The 15,581-nt window shown below is 33.8% G+C and carries 15 protein-coding genes and 1 tRNA gene; 6 read left to right on the top strand and 10 right to left on the bottom strand.

Annotated features, from left to right (window positions below):
- Positions 1-5: 5 nt before the first annotated feature.
- From OOL01_RS07040 to pheS, 9 genes are all read right to left on the bottom strand, one after another.
- Positions 6-671 carry a TenA family protein gene (locus OOL01_RS07040; protein WP_264686669.1) on the bottom strand — a complete coding sequence of 222 codons (666 nt, stop codon included), beginning with the start codon at positions 669-671 and terminating at the stop codon, positions 6-8.
- A 109-nt stretch (positions 672-780) separates the two neighbouring features.
- Complete coding sequence (gene metK / locus OOL01_RS07045) at positions 781-1,947, bottom strand: methionine adenosyltransferase (RefSeq protein ID WP_264686670.1); 1,167 nt, start codon at positions 1,945-1,947, stop codon at positions 781-783.
- A gap of 39 nt (positions 1,948-1,986) precedes the next feature.
- Positions 1,987-2,063 (bottom strand) — tRNA-Ile (locus tag OOL01_RS07050).
- Positions 2,064-2,071: 8 nt separating this feature from the next.
- The gene (rpmA, locus tag OOL01_RS07055; protein ID WP_006012184.1) at positions 2,072-2,341 is read right to left on the bottom strand and encodes a 50S ribosomal protein L27; all 270 of its coding nucleotides are present in this window, start codon (positions 2,339-2,341) and stop codon (positions 2,072-2,074) included.
- A 10-nt stretch (positions 2,342-2,351) separates the two neighbouring features.
- A complete protein-coding gene (gene rplU / locus OOL01_RS07060; RefSeq protein WP_264686671.1) occupies positions 2,352-2,654 on the bottom strand; it encodes a 50S ribosomal protein L21 in 303 nt (100 codons plus the stop codon).
- A gap of 218 nt (positions 2,655-2,872) precedes the next feature.
- On the bottom strand, positions 2,873-3,337 hold the full coding sequence (locus tag OOL01_RS07065) for an outer membrane beta-barrel protein (RefSeq protein ID WP_264686672.1): 465 nt from the start codon (positions 3,335-3,337) through the stop codon (positions 2,873-2,875).
- A 234-nt stretch (positions 3,338-3,571) separates the two neighbouring features.
- Entirely contained in the window at positions 3,572-4,042 is a 471-nt protein-coding gene (locus OOL01_RS07070; protein ID WP_264687266.1) for a P44/Msp2 family outer membrane protein, read from the bottom strand.
- A 78-nt stretch (positions 4,043-4,120) separates the two neighbouring features.
- Positions 4,121-5,356, bottom strand: a complete 1,236-nt coding sequence (locus OOL01_RS07075; RefSeq protein ID WP_264686673.1) for an NTP transferase domain-containing protein — start codon at positions 5,354-5,356, stop codon at positions 4,121-4,123.
- Entirely contained in the window at positions 5,357-6,400 is a 1,044-nt protein-coding gene (gene pheS / locus OOL01_RS07080) for a phenylalanine--tRNA ligase subunit alpha (RefSeq protein ID WP_264686674.1), read from the bottom strand.
- Between the two features lie 681 nt (positions 6,401-7,081).
- Between pheS and OOL01_RS07085 the strand changes: the two genes are divergently transcribed.
- From OOL01_RS07085 to OOL01_RS07095, 3 genes are read left to right on the top strand one after another with little or no spacing between them, the layout of a single operon-like run.
- On the top strand, positions 7,082-8,803 hold the full coding sequence (locus OOL01_RS07085; RefSeq protein ID WP_264686676.1) for a hypothetical protein: 1,722 nt from the start codon (positions 7,082-7,084) through the stop codon (positions 8,801-8,803).
- A gap of 40 nt (positions 8,804-8,843) precedes the next feature.
- On the top strand, positions 8,844-9,440 hold the full coding sequence (locus OOL01_RS07090) for a riboflavin synthase (RefSeq protein WP_064085308.1): 597 nt from the start codon (positions 8,844-8,846) through the stop codon (positions 9,438-9,440).
- A gap of 57 nt (positions 9,441-9,497) precedes the next feature.
- Positions 9,498-10,085, top strand: coding sequence for a CvpA family protein (locus tag OOL01_RS07095; RefSeq protein ID WP_064085309.1), 588 nt, complete (start codon positions 9,498-9,500; stop codon positions 10,083-10,085).
- Positions 10,086-10,215: 130 nt separating this feature from the next.
- Here the strand turns inward: OOL01_RS07095 and OOL01_RS07100 are convergent, their stop codons facing one another.
- Positions 10,216-11,541: a phosphomannomutase/phosphoglucomutase gene (locus OOL01_RS07100; RefSeq protein ID WP_010407162.1), complete on the bottom strand. Its 1,326-nt coding sequence runs from the start codon at positions 11,539-11,541 to the stop codon at positions 10,216-10,218.
- Between the two features lie 129 nt (positions 11,542-11,670).
- Between OOL01_RS07100 and OOL01_RS07105 the strand changes: the two genes are divergently transcribed.
- The 3 genes from OOL01_RS07105 (at position 11,671) to OOL01_RS07115 (ending at position 15,443) form a co-directional block, all read left to right on the top strand.
- Positions 11,671-12,063, top strand: coding sequence for a hypothetical protein (locus tag OOL01_RS07105; RefSeq protein ID WP_264686677.1), 393 nt, complete (start codon positions 11,671-11,673; stop codon positions 12,061-12,063).
- The gene (locus OOL01_RS07110) at positions 12,044-13,720 is read left to right on the top strand and encodes a coiled-coil domain-containing protein (RefSeq protein WP_264686678.1); all 1,677 of its coding nucleotides are present in this window, start codon (positions 12,044-12,046) and stop codon (positions 13,718-13,720) included. The genes OOL01_RS07105 and OOL01_RS07110 overlap by 20 nt, the downstream gene beginning before the upstream one ends.
- Positions 13,721-13,913: 193 nt before the next feature.
- Positions 13,914-15,443, top strand: a complete 1,530-nt coding sequence (locus tag OOL01_RS07115; RefSeq protein ID WP_264686679.1) for an actin-bundling T4SS effector WalE1 family protein — start codon at positions 13,914-13,916, stop codon at positions 15,441-15,443.
- Positions 15,444-15,581 lie beyond the last annotated feature (138 nt).

Genomic DNA, 15,581 nt, shown 5'->3' on the forward strand with positions numbered 1-15,581 from the left:
ACAGACTATGCTAGAGAATACATCTCATCCCAAAACATTATTTCTAGCTCTAGACCTCTCTTAAAAAACTCATGCATCCTTCTTTTTTCACAATCGCCAGCTTTCTTATAAAATTTATTCGTAACATTAGTAAACTCATCAATTGCAGCATTCATTGCTTTGCTATTGTAAATATTGATCCATCCTTCGTACTTGCTATTTTTAACCTCATCAGGTGTTACCTCACTCATCATATTATGTAGAATGATTTGGTATATGTTAAAGCAAGGGTAAGATGCTGATAAAGCTTCAGCAACAGAACTGTGATATGCAGCGCGCATGAAAAAGTCAGTAAAGGCAGAACAGGATCTTGATTTTTTGTGATTATCAGATAAATCACAATCTCCAAAATGTTCTTTATATTGCCTCCGAACATCAAATATTCCTCTTGCCACATTTATTAAGCTGCTCATTATTTCAATATCATGAACTTTAGCTGCAATAATCAATAAAGCACGAGTACAGTCCACTAAATATAAAAAATCCTGCTGAAGATAAAATTTGAACTTTTCATAATCTAGCGTATTATTCATCAACTCAACATTGAAAGGATGTCCTTTTATTTTTTCAATAAGACCAGATGATTCTTTTATAGCAATATCATAAAATTCTTCTTTTGGTTTGTCGGACATCTTGCAAGCCTCATAAATATTAAAACTAGTATAGTTACTAAAGAGTTACTTACAATTTATAATAAGTTATTATATAAGTATCAAGCTAGAAATAAAAGAGTTTAATAGTTTAAAGAAATTCTCTCTTTTCTTCTTCTATATTAAATTCTTTACAAAAATCAGTAGATAAGTCCACACCTTCCCAAGAAAATCCACCATCACTTTCCGATTCTTTACCAAAATGCCCATAGCAGGCTGTACGTTTATATATAGGATGGTTAAGTGATAAATGTCTTATTATGCCTTTAGTTGATAAATCTATGTTACCTTCAATAAACCCTTTAATCCTCTCTTCATCTATTGTATTCGTGCCAAATGTATCAATGTAAAATGAAGTAGGTTTTGAGACACCAATTGCATAAGAAAGCTGCACAAGACAACGTTCAGCTAAACCTGCAAAGACAATATTTTTAGCAAGGTATCTCGCCATATAAGCTGCGGATCTATCAACTTTTGTTGCATCTTTTCCAGAAAACGCTCCTCCACCGTGTGGAATATAGCCTCCATAAGTATCAACCATAACTTTTCGTCCGGTTAATCCACAATCACCAACTGGTCCGCCAATAACAAATCTACCTGTTGGATTGACTAAGAGATTTTCTTTAGGGCACATCCACCCTTCAGGTAAAGATGAAGCTATGTAAGGATAAATTATTTCCTTCACTTTCGATTGACTCAGATCCTCAAGATGCTGTATTGAAACAACAATACTTTCAGCACGCACTGGAAGGTTATTCTCATACGCCAAAGTGATTTGCGATTTTGCATCCGGACCAAGCTTTACCTCTTTGACCATACTCATGATATTTCTCAGAATCGAGTGTGCATAAAAAATGGGTGCTGGCATGAGGCTTTCTGTCTCTATTGTTGCATAGCCATACATTATGCCCTGATCCCCAGCACCTTGATCCACACCTATTGCAATGTCATTTGATTGTTCATGTAGCAATATATTTACTTTCACTGTTTCCCAGCGGAAACCATCATGCTCATAACCAATATCTTTTATTGTATTCCGTACAATACTTTCAATCTTGCTATTTTCAATGTTCGGCCCAAATACTTCCCCAGCTATAATAACATTATCTTTAGTAACTAAAGTCTCTATTGCAGTACGAGAGGAAGAGTCATTAAAAAGGTATTCGTCAAGTATTGCATCTGAAATCTGGTCTGCTACTTTGTCTGGATGACCGGCTGCTACTGATTCACTGGTTACTGAATTCTTATGTAAAACCATCGCTTAGTTACACGATATCAAAACTATTGCAAATTTAAATGGTGGGTCTGGGAAGAGTTGAACCTCCGACCTCACGCTTATCAGGCGTGCGCTCTAACCACCTGAGCTACAGACCCGTATCTATTCAAGCCAAGGCTTGCATATCATCTGTAGGCACAACATCAATAAACGTCTTTTTATTTGCTGATTTTCTAAAACTCACCCAGCCTTTCGTTTTAGCAAAAATCGTATGATCTTTACCCATACCAACATTCTTTCCAGGATGAAATTTTGTACCTCTTTGACGTACAATTATGTTACCTGGAATAACCTCACCATTCTTCTTTATCCCGAGTCGACGCCCTGCCGAATCTCTACCATTACAGGAACTACCACCTGATTTTTTAGTTGCCATATCTTACCTCTTACTTTTGAAGACTAATTTCATTGATACGAAGAACAGTAATATACTGCCTATGACCATTTTTCCTACGGTAATTTTTTCTTCTCTTTTTCTTAAAGATTATAATTTTCTTATCTCTACACTGCTCCAGTACTTCAGCTTTAATAACAGCATTGGATGAACAAGATAAGCCATTGTTTGAAACACAAATCACTTTATTGATTTCCACTTCCTCTTTTTCTTCAGCTTGTAATCTTTCTACTTTAATTATGCTGCCTTTTTTTACTAAATACTGCTTTCCACCAGTTTCGATTACTGCAAACATGACAAATATCAATTATTGTTATTAACACTAATCGTAAATGATGTTACACATACTGTCAATATAAATAAAAACATGAAATACTTCTACCTTTATCTGCTTTTCCTCGTGGAGAGTAGTCAAGTTTTAAAACTTGACTACTCTCAAATTCTCTTAGTCTCATGAAAACTTTACGACGTTAATAAAAACTCAAGCTTTCACTAAAAACATTCAATCGGAGCTTATAAATTAAAACTCATTCCAAGTTCAAACCCATGAGAAAAATCACTGAACTTGTGAAGTTTATAGCCAGCGAAAACATTCGTTCTCTCAGAAAGTGGAAGATTAATACCAGCACCTATCTGGTAGGAAAAAAATCCTTCTTGTTTTTGAGACATTGCAATAATGCCTCCTGTGCCAAAAGTAATATAAGGAGTAACATCCGTACTTTCAAATTGATGATGATAATGAAGCTTTGCCATAAGTCCCAACTCTAGTCCAGCAAGGTTATACTGACTATTGAGAGTAGGTTTAACTACAGAACCAACCGAAATTTTAACACTATCTGTATAGTGATAACCAAGATCATAATTAACACCAAGATTGCCATATGACGACGAAGTATAGATTCTATCTCTAATCCAATCAACTCCAAAAGACGGTGCTGACAGAGAACAGCAGACTACTAAAGTAAGTAATTTTTTCATTTTTACCCTCTAACCATGAATATACGCATATATACTCACAGAAAAGTTAAAAATTACATAACTTACATAATAAAATCGGAATCACTTTCTTAGCTACTTGCCTTTCTCTTGCAATTGCCAAACTTCTCTTTGTCACATTTTGTTACCTACCGCAATCATCATTTTAGCCTATATCACTTGCTTTTTTTCAACAAAAATTCAAACCAGACTTCACTAAAAACATTCAATCGGAGCTTACAAATTAAAACTCATTCCAAATTCAACCCCATGCGAAAGTTCATGAAACTTCTGCAGCTTGTAGCCAGCAAAAACACTTGTTCTCTCAGAAAGTGGAAGATTAATACCAGAACCTATTTGATAAGAAAAAAATTCTTCTACGTCTGGCCCTTGATTTTCTGAAAGAGGAATTTTAGCAACTCCTCCTACACCAAAAGTAACATAAGGAGTAATATCTGTATTTTCAAATTTATAATGATAATGAAGCTTTGTCATAAGTCCCGCGTCTAAAATCCCTTCACTCATAACAAGTTTAACTGCAGGACCAAATGAAATTTTAATGCTATCTGTACAATGATAGCCAAGATCATAATTAATACCAAGCATACCATACGACGAAGAGGTGTAGGTTCTATCTTTAATCCAATCAACTCCAAAAGACGGTACTGACAGGAAACAACAGACCACCAAAATAAGCAACTTTTTCATTTTTAACATGTATATTGATATACATGTATACTAATATATATGTTAAAAATAACATAATTCGTGTAATAAAAATTAGAGTTATTTTATTTTCTTAGTTATTTGCCTTTCTCTTGCAATTGCAAGACTTTTCTCTGGCACATCCTCTACTATAACGCTACCTGCTGCAACTAGAGAGTCATCATGAACATTAAGCGGTGCAATTAATGAACTATTGGCACCAATAAAACAATTGCTTCCAATATTTGTTTTATGTTTTTTTTTTCCATCATAATTACAAATAACGGTACCTGCACCTATGTTACTCACCTGCCCTACCTGAGTATTTCCTATATAACTTAAATGCTTTATCTTAGTATTTATACCTATATCACTTGCTTTTGTTTCAACAAAATTACCTATGATTGCACCATCACCTATTGTTGTATTTTCACATTTGGCAAATGGACCAACCCTAACACCAGATCCTATTTTTACTCCAGGACCAAAAAAAACGTATGGGTAAACAATCGAATCCATACCAATTTGCGTATCAAGAGAGAAGAAAACAGTTTCTGGAGCAACAAGCGTTACTCCAGAGTTAGTGAAAAACTTTCTTTTTTCTTCTTGAAAGTAAAACTCGGCCGTTGCAAGGTCATTCCTATTATTTATGCCAGTTGCCTCCTCCTCATCAGCAATAACATAGCCGACATTTAAATTACTCTTTACTGCAATGGCAACGATATCGGTCAAGTAATATTCATGAGCTTGGTTATTACACTCTATTTTCTCCACCAATTCACGTAGATTCTTTTCACGTGCAACCATTATTCCGGCATTAGCAAGAAATTCCTCATCATTATTTCTACCATTTTGTGCTTCTACGATTTCTCTTAGGGAACCGTTCTCAATAATTAGTCTACCGTATCCTTTATTATTAGTTTTAAACCCAAGACAAACTAAAGCATTGCTCTCTCCTAAGCAGCTTATCATTTTAGTTATTGTGCTGCTTTTTATTAGTGGAGTATCCCCATACTGCACAACAACTATATCTGACAATTCTTTCAGGTTTCTCATTGCAATTTTGACTGCATCCCCTGTACCGAGCGTTGACTCTTGTGTAATTAGTTTTATACCCTCAAAGCATTTCAGCCTTTGAGTTAAAGGCAAATCGACTACAATAACTATTTTTTCAGGATTCAGCTGCTTTGCATTGTAAATGACATGCTCAAGCATGGAGAAATTACCTATTTTGTGCAGAACCTTAGGCAAGCTTGAATTCATTCGTTTACCATGCCCAGCAGCAAGTACAACAAATGTATAAGATTTATTTGTCACTTATCTTAAAGACGAAAAATGAAAACCATAATGGTTGAGCCAACTAACTCTATTGTCGTAAAAGCTCCTTAGATCACTAATTTGATATTTCAGCATTGCTAGCCTTTCTATACCAATCCCAAATGCAAAGCCACTGTATTTAGTATGGTCTATTCCAACATTTTTAAAGACATTTGGATGCACCATACCACATCCAAGTACTTCAATCCATTTACTACCTTTATAACTTATGTCCACTTCTGCAGAAGGCTCAGTAAAAGGAAAAAAACTATTACGAAAGCGTATTTTTAGACCTTTATCTCCGAAAAATTTACTAAGGAAGCGATGAATAGTAAATTTTAATTGGCCCATATTGACATTTTCATTAACATAAAGCCCTTCTATCTGATGAAACATAGGAGTGTGAGTTGCATCAAAGTCATTTCTGTATACCCTGCCTGCAGCAACTATTTTAATTGGAAAAGCTTTTATCTTTTCCATAGTTCTAATCTGCACAGATGAGGTATGAGTGCGCAGCACCATTCTTTTATCGTTTATTTTATTCTTTAAGTAGAAGGTATCTTGCTCCTCTCGCGCAGGATGATGACTTGGAGTATTTAGCGCATCAAACACGTGAAATTCATCTTCAATATCAGGACCATCAACTGCTTTGAAGCCCATATGTGCAAAAATGAGCTTTACTTCACTTATAACTTTGCTCAGTGGATGAATCTTGCCAATTCTTTCTGGTCTGACAGGCAGTGTGATATCAACTGCTTCATTTTGCAGTTTTAACTTAACTTCTTTATCTTTTAGTTCATTTTCTTTGCTTGTTATAAGCTGGTCTATCTTATTGCGTAAAACATTAATCACTGCACCTAGGTCGCGTTTTTCTCCTGCATCATCTATATTCTTTAAGTCATCGAAATAAGCCTTTATTAGACCCTTTCTCCCCAAGTATGACAACCTAACTTTTTCTAAATCTTGCAAAGAAGCAGCATTTTCAATCTCAGAAACTGCCTTATCTTCAAGTAAAGGTATTTCACTTATTAGCTCTTTATTCACCTTAAAAACGCTAGCTTAAACTTTCATTATAGTGAAGTCTTTAATATCATCAATAAAACTATTCGCATAAAAAGTTGTCATCAGAGTAGCTGATCTCTATGATGGTATCATTAAAATTGCCCCTATCCGAGTGTTTCCTTCTTCTGTCATTCCAGTGCTACGACACTGGAATCCAGCCTTTACTTAACAATAAAAACTTAGCATAACTTTCGTGCTCAAAAAATTCCTGAATTCCAGCATCAAGTGCTGGAATGACATCTCTATAGGACTCCTAACCAATCCAAAATATTAAGAAATTCACCAAGCAAAAAAAAGGCAAAAGAATCTCCCAGTAGTGAGTTTTATAATGTAAATTGGCATTGTAATAATGTTCTAACGCTTATTTTAAGCGGATTTTGGCTGAATGTAGAAAAAATAAAAAAGACATGCAGCCGCTATAATTTTATGTAATTTGCCAATAAATATCTGAGTTTTTTTACTGAATTTTGTCATTGAATCTGCGCAGATCAAAAACAAGGATAAATACTCTTATTGTCATGATAAGGAAACTGATGAGGTTTGTAAAGTAACTTCTTCTGCTCTTATTGAATCCAACGCGCCGCTGTTATGCAAGGGTGCTATAATTATTAATTTATTGACTAATTATGTTTTTTATTTCACTCTACATTAAAAAATTTACTCATGAATAGTAGTAACATAGAAACTAAGAAAAAATACGAAATTGAGGGTTTACCTAAGTTTTTTAAGGATAGATCTAAAAAAATAAGTAAGGCATTTTCTAATGAAGTACTGGAGATTAGCACCATTCGCTCAAGAAGTGTTGTAAGTGATACACAAGAGTTTTCATTTAAGCTCAAACTGCTAACAGAGGTAAACCCTAATACAATATTAGCTCAAATAAAACATTTAATTGACTTTTTTAAAATCTGCCTTTCTCAGGAGAAAAACTTCACAGCCAATATAAAAGTACCAAAAGAAAGTGAAGAACTATACAACAACCACCATAAAGCGAATAAAACTGTAGAAGAATTCATAAGTAATGCTTCAATTCAAATCCTTCTGCAGGGCATAACGATAACGCTAAAAACAGACAAAAACATCAATCTAGATAGCTTGCAACAAATCGAGGCACTCTTAAATGAGAAGCTAAAACATGCAGAAAAAGCCAAAAATGAGGAGCAAAGTCAAGATATATCACAAGTAGAAGAAACTGAAAATAAAAACGAAAATGTGGTTGAAAAAAGGAACAAGCAAGATAAACAAATTGTGCAAGGTTCGTTTGGCTACAATATAGTAAGTAACAGAAAGCAAATTACACGCGCACCAGTAATTGTTGCTGCAATGCATGAAAATATTTCCTGGCTTAGGTCTCTTTTTCAGCCATTCAATTTTTTTAATACGGCACAATTCTTTTTCCCACAACTGCCCAAATTTTCTATACAGAGTAACAATATGCCACCTGGTGTTATTCCAGCACTTGACCAAAAAGAAAAAGAACCAGTGTTAGACACTCGGATAACAGAGGGTAGTATAGGAAATTTAGTCCCTCAAGAAACAGAGCGGGATATAGGTCAAATTAGGTCACACACAGATTATTTTAAGGCTAATAGAAAAAAGAAGTCAAAAAAGCAGGCTAAAGAATTATTGCAAGAAGAAAAACAATCAATCATAAAACAAGCTCAAATTGATGCTAGAGTAGCTATGATAGATAATGTAGCTAAGCACAAGGGAAAAAAACTCGATGAAATATTCGTAGAAGTAGTAAGTGAATATAAAAATCAAGATCCAGAAATATTTCACAATATTTTCAACTCAATGTTTAATATTATTTATTTCCAAGATAAACAACTACATGAAGTATTAGAACCAGATGAGATATCAGAAGCATTAGAAATGCTGAAGATACCACAAACAGCCGGCAAATCTTCTTTTCCAAAAGAGTATTTACACAAGCAAGTATATAGAAAAAAAGAGCAGTTGATTAAATTAGTTTCAGGCCAACCTTCTCCACAGCCTAAAAATGTTTCTCATGAAATTTTACCAAGCAAAGCTGTAGACCATTTACCAAAAACAAATGAAGCTAAAACTCGATTGCCTACTAATATTAGGCTCAAATCACCATTAAAAGCTATGTTTTCTTCGAAAGAGACTTATTTTTGTCTATTTTTAGTAGCAGCTTCTATATCAGCACTCTGCCTATGGCACTTGCCGCTGGGAAAAGTGTCAATTTTAAAGGAATTGGTGCTAACAGAAAAAAGGGAAAGTATCGGTCTAACATTAAACATAGGGTTACCAATATTAATTACACTGTGCGTTTTGAACCTGGCTTACTTTCTATATTCTGAATATTCTGTAGAATCTATTGAGCAGATAAGTAAAAAAGATCTTCCTTTGCGCACCTAACAAATAAGATCTTTTGTGATATAATTATTTATTTTATTGCATGTTTAAAGGAATTATCAAAGATATTGGCACTATAACTGATATCACTATCCACCCTAACTCTGATCAAATCTTCCATATTGAGACACAAAATTTATCCTCTATAAACAAAGGAGATTCAATATCCTGCTCCGGAGTGTGTTTAACTGTTGTCAACATAATGAGCAATGTATTCACAGTTCAAGTATCTCAAGAAACCATGAAGGTTTCTAACTTAAATACGTGGAAAACAGGGAAAAAAATAAACCTAGAACAAGCAATGAAACTGAGTGACAGAATTGACGGCCACTTGGTTCAGGGTCATGTGGATGACACAACAGAAATTTTAACAATCAATCAAAATTTAGAATCTCATGAAATCAGACTATCATGCCCACAAGAATTAATTAAATTTGTTGCAAAAAAAGGTTCTGTAACGCTAGATGGAGTTTCCCTTACAGTAAATTCAGTTGTCGATCAAGAATTCACTGTGAACATTATTCCCTACACATGGAAAAATACAACTTTTCAATATAACAAAACAGGTAATTACCTAAATTTAGAAGTTGATATGATTGCTCGGTACTTAGACCAGCTGATAAAATATCAACACAATTAATTTTACAACTTTGTTATTTACAACTATTATATCTTGAAAATCATATAGATACAAAATATGTTTTTCGATAGCCTAATTATCTTTATTATTGTCTTGTGTGTAATAATATCGATAACTAGAGGTTTTATAAAAGAGCTATGTGCATTAATGTTCTTGCTCTTATCAGTCTTTTTGACAGCTAGTTACTATGATTTTTTTATTATAAATTATAGTAAGTATTTTGACTCTAAAGTTACACAAAACATACTTTCTACAATCTCTGTATTTATCATACTTAATCTTACATTCATGACAATGAATAACTGGCTAATGTACATATTATCACCTATAAGGTTGGGATTAATGGATAGAGTTACTGGAATCTTTGTCGGAGCACTCAGAGGAATATTGCTTTCTTATGTACTATTTTTTGCTGTGCACTTATATTGCCACACAGTATATGATAAAAAAGAGGGAGAGTCTAAAATAGACGCAGAAGACATATTGCCCAATTGGATAATAAATTCACACTCTTATCAGGCTTTATTTGTGACAACAGAAGAAGTAATTAACATGTATGTACCAGAGTCATTGATACTAAAAATAAAAGAGATTGGTGAGGAAATGGTTGATCAAGAAAAATCTCAAAACAATAAAGAAAAGTGAGTGTTCATTTTCTATAGCTAAATTAGCTTAGACAGCTGTTATCCACAGCAGTGCGCCATAGGTTACCAATTCCTATTACTAATCAAACAAAACTGCAAACATTGACGAATAAGTAAATCATCAAAAAAATTTAAATGTATAATTTTAGTTCATCAATGTAATACAACAAAACTTTTTTAGTGAATTCAAAATCTTCTAAGGTATTTCCTTCACATCTTGCTGTTATGCAGTTTTGCGTATTTGATACTCTAAGAAGCCACCAACCTTTATCATCAGTTACCTTAATTCCATCAAGCTCTGAAAATACAATGTTTTGCTGCTTTAGTGTCTCCTTTATTGATTCAATTATTTGAAATTTTTTCTCATCCTTCACTACAATTTTCACTTCATGAGTGATATATAACTTTGGTAAATCTTTAATCATCTCAGATAGGCTTTGGTTTTTCTTAAGTAAAATGTCAATGGCTTTAATAGCAGAATATAGTCCATCATCAAAACCTAGCTCAGAAAAGAAAAAATGTCCACTCAGTTCACCGGCAAACTTTGCTCCTTCTTCTACCATCTTTTTCTTAACTAGTGAGTGTCCAGTGGCACAGGTAATTATTTGCCCTCCTAATTTGCTAACGAAATCATGCACTTTCATACTCATTTTTACGTTGGCAATAACCTTGCTTTTTGGGTGTTCCGCCAATACTTCACGTGAAAAAATCATAAACAAGTGATCATTGGAAACAACATTACCTTTATTATCAATCAAGCGTACCCTATCACCATCACCATCAAGTGCAATACCAAGATCACATTTATCTTTCTTGACAATATCTATTAACTGAGCAAGATTTTTCTCTTCTATGGGATCTGGGTCATGCAGTGGAAACGTTCCATCTATAAAGCTATTGGTTACGATGTGTATATGATCTGGTAAAATCTTTTCAATATACCTTACAATTGTTGGGCTATTGCCAAAATCCCAAGCTATTTTTAGTTTTTGTGTAGCGTTATTCTTGAGCGCATTTTTTAATATGTTAACGTACTCACTATATATATTCGTGTTAATTAAGCTTCCAATTTTCGTGCTGTTTTTAATTGTATTGCCTATAATTTCCTTCATTTCTTGATCTGAGTAAACTTTTTTACTACTGAAAAATTTAAAGCCGTTATATTCTCTGGGATTATGAGAAGCAGTGATCATAATCCCAAGATCTGCCTGCATTGTTGCAGCGTAGAGCATAGGTGAAGAACAGAGCCCAACGCGTATAACATTCGCACCGGATAAAATCAAGCCTCTGATTAATTCTTTTTCTATGCTTGGTGAATCTATCCTGCTGTCATAGCCTACACAAACGTTAGCTGCAGTTTGACCGAATTTTCTACCTATTTCATACCCATCACTGATTTGCAGGTCTCTGCCTACCACACCTCTAATATCGTATTTTCTTATAATAGTATTGTCCATACTGCACTTCTTGGAGTGGTTAATATATAACATTCCCGCCAAATACTCAAGTTTATTTAACTATAAGATTAGTTGATTTTTTAAGAAAATATGCTAATATTATAATATAGTTCTCTAAAAATAGAAATTATGCTAAAAGAAAACTTATTTATAGCTGAAAATCAAGGTTTAGATGTAGATGAGCAAAAGAAAAATGATATTTTAAGTTTCATTAAATCTTGCAAAAATTTTCAGGATTTTATCAGAAAACTAGAAGAAGAAAATTTAATCTGGTACTTTATTGGTCCTTTACACAAAGATGAGAACATTAAAGAACAGGTAAGTTCAAAGTGGAAAGAGGAGTTTCAAAAGTTTGAGCAATCAATAAATGCAACACATAAAAAATTCGCAGAATCTCTACCAAGTGAAAATTTCTTAGTATATACAACACAAGATAATGAATTTAAAATTAGATTTGAAAATAAAGAAAAACCAATAGAGATTAGCACCCTTTTAAGAGTCAGTGACGAAGGCAAGGTTTAATAACCTATCTTTAGGGAAAGATAGTCAAATAACTGCAACCAAAAAAGGCAGCGAAAGGCACTATGATTTTACTGGTTCAAGCTCATGTGAGATGACCATTAACTGGCAAGCTAAGGATTCTAAAGGCAATAGCATAGATTGTAGCATGACTGTAGAAGTAAATTCTAAGGGCATAAAAAGAGTGATTGATGAACCAAAATTTGGAGAAATAACTGACCCAGAAGAGGTATTAAAATTAGTTGAGCAGAATAAAGAAGTTTTTATCAATGGCAAAACTCTATATCAAACTTTCACTGACATGGTCAAAAGTGTGAACGAGCAGCAAACACCAGCAGAGGAAACATTTACAAAAGATTCACCACAGTCAGCTACACCAAGTAGCAGTGGATATTCTTCTCTTAATACACCTTCTTCACGCAGAAGTTCTTTGTCTATTAGTAGTGAATTTAATGGTGAAGATGAAATATTTGAGAGTGATACGTTTAGTGATGAAGAAGAGAACAAACAAGAAGGAAATGAGTTAGAGGAAGAAAACACATATCTCAAGAAGGAAAACGCGGAGTTAAAAAGCCGTAATACGAAGATAACAGAAGAAGGTGAAGCAGAAGCAAGTCAATTAATCGAGGAAAAGCAAGATTTGGCAAAAGAAGTCACAAGACTTAAAGATGAATTGAAAAGAAAGGAAAAAGAGTTAGCTGAAAAGGATAAAGACATAGATCGATTAGCACAAAAAGTAACCGTACTAGAACAAAGTCAAAAAGATAAAAATGCTAGAATAAAAGATTTAATTAATCAATTGAAAGATAAAGAAAGTGAGATTCAGTCAACAAATAGAATAAATGCGGAACTACAGGAAAAATTTAAGCAAAGTGAAGCTAAGTTAAGTACACTAGAAAAAAAGAATACAAATTTTGAAAATGATCTCAAGAAAATATTGGTAGAAGGTTCACAAGATAATCACGAAAAGCAGTTTGTAGAACAATGGATGGAAGCAAAAAATGAAAACGAAAAATTGACTGATAAAGTAAATCAATTAGCTAGAGAATTAAATCAACTGCAAAAAGAAAAGGGAAATTTAGAAAGGGAAATTTGGCAACTTAAATCTGGAAGATCACTTGCGGATGAGTTCAGTGAAGTAAATGCGAAAGTAGCTACTTCAACTCAAACTGAAGTTGAATATGAAAGTAGAAGAATCCAGGCAAGTGATCACGAAACTACAGTTCCTAAAACACAAGACCAAGGTACACAAGCTGCGGATAAATCTTCAAGCAAAAGAATTAGTAAATTAGGAAAGGAAAATAAAAGTTTGGCTAGGGACAAACTAATGATATCTGAACAATTAAAACAAAAAACAAAAGAGATTGATGAGTTAAAGAAAAATTTAAAACAATTACAAGAAGAAAACACACAACTAAGACAAAAAGCTACTAAAGGTACAGGTGTTGATGCATCATCTTCAACAGATCAAAAAAAGACTAAGGAAGAAGAAGCTCGAACAAACATACCACAAAACATTATGGATTGGCCTGTTCCAATTCCGAATGATAAACCGGAAAAACAGCAAACTCCATTAGAACCAACTAAGGTCAATACAGAACTATCAAATCCAAACACAGTTCCTGCTAAGACTACGGAAAAATCTACCCCTTTAGGATGATGAGTTTTTACTTCAACTATAGCTAATCCAAACGAGATATTATATTGCAATAATCACTAATTTTCTGTGCTTTCAAAAAAACACATCAAGCAAAATCATTTGAGAGTAAGTGGACATTGTTAGATGAATTAACCCTAACTTAAGAATCAGATATATACAATATTAGTATGTTTAATTAATAGTGAGGTTTAAAATGTCACCTAGTGAAAAAAACTCTTCAAATTTTGTTGAAACTAAGCAAGATGATCTTAAAATGATTCAAGATTCTTCATTAAATTCAGATATCATTCACGATCCCAAGAAGCTAAAAGACAGAATTATGGATCTGTTAAAAGGAGATACAGAATTCTCCAAGATGAAGCAAGGAGATAAGGCCCTTGTAGTAGGTACAGCAAGTGGATTATTTGCAGCAGTGTTACCATTTTTGGCAGTTGGTGCAACACTTGCTATACCAAGTGCTATAGTTGGTCTTACTCTATTTTTCGCTGCGAAAGTTGCTGTAAAAGCAGTTCAATCTGGATATAAAGGGCTCAAATGGTCAGCAGAAAAAACAGTTGAAGGAGCGAAGCATATTGGCGGAAAAATCAAAGATGGTGCTGTATATGCCAAGAATTCGGTAAAAGAAACTGCAAGTTCTGTAAAACAGGCAACACAAGAGAGAGCTAGCTCTACATTAAGAAAAATGGGGGATAACATTCAAAACCTTGGAAGGAAGATGAGTGATAGTGGTGCAAGCATGTCTAGTTTAGATGGCATCGCATATTCAATAGGTAATGAAGATCAAACTGTTATTTTGAAAACAAAAGAAAAAACGAGAAGTTTTAATAGTGTAAAGGAAATGTTTGTCAAGGAAGTTTTTGAAGACAAAGGTGTGAATAGCTCTGCTTTAACTAGGAAAATATTTTCTAAGCTGGGGGAAAAAATATTAGAGAAAGCTTATTCTGTTGATGGTCAACACAGTGCCAAAAAGGACCAGTTGATCAACCGATTGAAGCAGCAAATAGATTTTATCAATAAATTAGATGCTAAGAAGTTGCAACATTTGTTAGCTAAAGATAATAGCAGCCTATATGAAATTTTTTCTGAATATCATGATGAGATTAAGGAAGTTATTAAAGAATGCAAGGAAGAGCATACTCGTTTTAATACTTTAGAAAGGCTTAATAAGTCAGCAAAAAGGCATAAAGCAAGTTCTATGAATTCACTGGAAAATAGCTTATCAGGTAGTAGTTCAACGAGTTCTATAAGTACTGTTAGCAGCAAAGCAGAATTATTAAATCCTAATGAGCATAAGGAAGTAAAAGAACCTACTTCATTTTGGAGCAAGTTGTTACCATCACTAAAAGGTGGCAAAAAGCCAGAGGAAGCTACTTATATAAGATATCAAGATTCTGAGTTGGATCAGATACAATCTGCGGAGATAGGAAATAGCCGTTTTTATGTTGCTCCGGAGAAACCGCCAAGAAGCAATTCAACGGGTTCTTTAAGCACTGACAGTACTGCTACAACTTCTAGCTTTGCCAGTTACCGTCGTAATTCTGATAGTGGGTTCAATTCACCAAGTTCTTCTCCGCAACATGGTATGTTCACTGAGAAAAATGGCAAGTTAAAAACCCAAGATAACTTAAGAAAGACAGGTTCTTTGGAAAAATTGGTGGGACCTTCTTCAACAGTAACTGCTGAAGTCGATGTAGAGCATCAAGCTCCAAAAATGAAGATATAGAGAGTAAACAAAACTATCTATCTTCTTAAAAAAGATGTTACTCACTGAGTAACATCTTTTTTTCATTTGATCAAAAACATTCGCTTATTTAAGATCAGTTTTCTAGCACTGGGCCAATTATGGAGTTTCTTTTGCCTT

The sequence above is a fragment of the Wolbachia endosymbiont (group B) of Rhopobota naevana genome, assembly GCF_947250615.1.
Lineage (GTDB): Bacteria > Pseudomonadota > Alphaproteobacteria > Rickettsiales > Anaplasmataceae > Wolbachia.